Source organism: Acidovorax sp. HMWF029, assembly GCF_003060895.1.
Lineage (GTDB): Bacteria > Pseudomonadota > Gammaproteobacteria > Burkholderiales > Burkholderiaceae_C > Acidovorax.
Map to the genome: position 1 here is coordinate 43,559 of NZ_QAIH01000188.1, position 2,939 is coordinate 46,497.

Sequence of the window (2,939 nt, forward strand, 5' to 3'; positions counted from 1 at the left end):
CAGCGCCGCAGGTCGGGTGAGCCCGTCAGGGCGTCACCCAACCTACGGCGTGTAGCGCGGGTCGTGGCAACCGTGCGGGCAGCACCTGCCAGAGCCCGGGCGCATTGCCCACAAGATCAACTGATAGCCAAATAGGCATCCTGCGCGCGTCCATCAAGCGCTGGTAGCTATAAAAAGAGTAGCAATGAGTTTGCCAACCACCGTTGATGCCCTGGTGCAGGCGCTGCAAAGCGTGGGCTATTTTGCCGACCGGAGGCTGGCCACGGCGGTGTTCCTGGCGCTCAGGCTGCAACGCCCGCTGCTGCTGGAGGGCGAGCCCGGCGTGGGCAAGACGGCACTGGCCAGGGCGCTCTCGGAAGTGCTGTCGCGCAGCCTGATCCGCCTGCAGTGCTACGACGGGCTGGAGCAGCGCGAGGCGCTGTACGAATGGAACTACGCCGCCCAACTCTTGCACATGCGTGCTGCAGAAGGCAAAGGAAGTGCCGACATGGCGCAGGTGGAGCGCGAGGTGTACCAGGACCGCTACCTGATTCGCCGCCCCTTGCTGCAGGCGCTGCAGGCGCCTGCGCCTGGCGCCGTGCTGCTGATCGACGAAGTGGACCGGGCGGACGAGCCCTTCGAAGCGTTTTTGCTCGAATACCTGGGCGAGTACCAGGTCAGCATCCCCGAGATCGGCACCGTGCGTGCTACGGCCACGCCGGTCACCCTGCTTACCAGCAACCGCACGCGCGATTTGCACGACGCCGTCAAGCGCCGCTGCCTGTACCACTGGTTGGACTACCCCGAGCGCGAGCGCGAACTGGCCATCGTGCGCGCCCAGGTGCCGGGTGCCAGCGAAGCGCTCGCAAAGCAGGTGGCCGAATTTGTGGGCCGCCTGCGCAGCCAGCCCTTTGCCAACGCCTTTCAGCGCGCGCCAGGTATTGCCGAGAGCGTGGAGTGGGCCAAGGCGCTGGTGGCGCTCGACACCATCGTGGTGGACCCGGAGGTGGTGTCGGACACGGCGGGCATCTTGTTCAAGCAGCGCGAGGATGTTGCAGCGCTCACACGCGACATGGCGGTGCAGTTGCTGCAGCCCGCCGATGCCTGATTCGGCGTGACACAGTGTGAATGCGCAGCCATGGCCCAAGGCGCAACCCTCTCACAGCTTGGCGATGCCCGCACGGGCAAGTTCGCCGACAACCTGAGCGGCTTTGCCCGCACCTTGCGCCGCGCTGGCGTGCCCGTGGATGCCGCGCGCATGGCGCTGGCCCAGCAGGCCGTGATGCTGGTGGGCCTGGCGCGCGAAGACTTTTGTGCCGCGCTGGAGGCCGTGCTGGTCAGCCGCGAGCAGGACCGGCTGGTCTTTCGCGAGCTGTTCGATGCCTACTTCAAGAACCCCGATGTGGCCCAGAAGCTGCTGGCGCAGATGCTGCCCAGCGCCGAATCGAAGGCCGAACCCGCCAAGCGCCGCCCGCGGGTGAGCGAGGCGCTGGCCCCGGTGCGCGCCGCGCGCAATGCGCCGCCGCCGCGCGAAGATGACAAGGTCGATTTCGATGCCGCTATGACGGCCAGTGACCTGCAGCGCCTTCGGCAGGCGGACTTCAATCAACTCTCCGCCAGCGAATATCTGCTGGTGGAGCGCCTGGCGCGCGAAATTCCTTTGCCTCTGCCGCAGTACGCAGCCCGCCGCACGCGCCCTGGGGCGCGGGGCAACCGCCCGCACTGGCCGGGCGCTATGCACCTGGCCGCACGCAGTGGTGGCGAGGTGCTGCGCGTGCCCCTGCTGCAGCGGCGCCAGCAACCCCTGCCGCTCTTGGTGCTGGTGGATGTGTCGGGCTCCATGGAGCGCTATGCGCGCCTGCTGCTGGCCTTTCTGCACGCTGCCACCGCGCCGCGCCATGTGGGTGCTGCCGTGCGCCGCGACGTGTTTGCGTTTGGCACGGGACTGACCGACCTCACCCCCGCTTTCCGCCTGGCCGACACCGACGCCATGCTGCAGGTGGCCAGCCACGCCATCAACGACTTTGCCGGTGGCACACGCATGGGCGACAGCCTGGCCCAGTTGCGGCAGCAGCACGCGCGGCGCCTGGTGGGGCGGCGCACGCTGGTGCTGCTGATCAGCGACGGGCTGGACACCGGCGCCCCCGAAGTGCTGGCGCAGGAGTTGGCCTGGCTGCGCCGCCACTGCGGCCGCCTGCTGTGGCTCAACCCCTTACTGCGTTTTGAGGGCTATGCGCCCACGGCGCGGGGCGCGGCCGAGCTGCACCGTCAGGCCCACGGCATGCTTGCCGTGCACAACCTCAGCCGCCTGCAGGATCTGGCGGCCAGTCTGGCCAGTGTGCTGCGGCAATGACCGATTTGAGACATAAGACACCAAAAGGAACCTACCATGGAAATGCAAGCCAGCCGCACCCTTGCCGTGAGCCAGCAACAGGCCTGGCAGGCGCTCAACGACCCCGAGGTCCTCAAGCTGTGCATCCCTGGCTGCGACAAGATCGAGCCCACGGGTGACAACCAGTACGCCGTGGCCATGGCGCTCAAGATCGGGCCCGTGTCGGCCAAGTTCGCGGGCAAGATCACGCTGTCGGACATCGTGCCGCCCGAGAGCTACAACATCGCCTTTGATGGCTCGGGCGGTGTGGCGGGCTTCGGCAAGGGCAATGCCCAGGTCAAGCTGGTGCCCTTGGCTGTGGATGGAGTGGGGCAGGCCAGCTGCGAGCTGCACTACACGGTGCACGCCACCGTGGGCGGCAAGATCGCCCAGCTGGGCCAGCGGCTGATCGATGGCGCGGCCAAGACCATGGCAGAGGACTTCTTCAAGCGTTTCGACAACGAGATGCAGCGCCGCTTTCCGCGCGCCGAGGTGCCGCAGGCCGGTGCGTCGGATGCCGTGCAGGCCGAGGCCATCACCCCACCGGGTGGGGGAGGCGGAGCCCTCCAGGGCGGGGGTATCCCTGCAT

The 2,939-nt window shown here is 67.8% G+C and carries 3 protein-coding genes; all 3 read left to right on the forward strand.

Annotated features, from left to right (window positions below):
• Nucleotides 1–184: 184 nt before the first annotated feature.
• Nucleotides 185–1,087 carry a MoxR family ATPase gene (locus tag DBR12_RS13120; RefSeq protein WP_108617652.1) on the forward strand — a complete coding sequence of 301 codons (903 nt, stop codon included), beginning with the start codon at nucleotides 185–187 and terminating at the stop codon, nucleotides 1,085–1,087.
• Nucleotides 1,088–1,117: 30 nt separating this feature from the next.
• Nucleotides 1,118–2,332 (forward strand): VWA domain-containing protein, encoded by a 1,215-nt coding sequence (locus DBR12_RS13125; protein WP_108617653.1) that lies wholly within the window; start codon nucleotides 1,118–1,120, stop codon nucleotides 2,330–2,332.
• Nucleotides 2,333–2,368: 36 nt separating this feature from the next.
• Nucleotides 2,369–2,939 (forward strand): CoxG family protein (locus DBR12_RS13130; protein WP_108617654.1); only part of this gene is annotated, 571 nt, incomplete at its 3' end.

What these genes read in the sequence shown, in the direction of transcription:
- DBR12_RS13120 (WP_108617652.1), top strand. Translation starts at nt 185, where the DNA reads ATGAGTTTGCCAACCACCGTTGATGCCCTGGTGCAGGCGCTGCAAAGC.
- DBR12_RS13125 (WP_108617653.1), top strand. Translation starts at nt 1,118, where the DNA reads ATGGCCCAAGGCGCAACCCTCTCACAGCTTGGCGATGCCCGCACGGGC.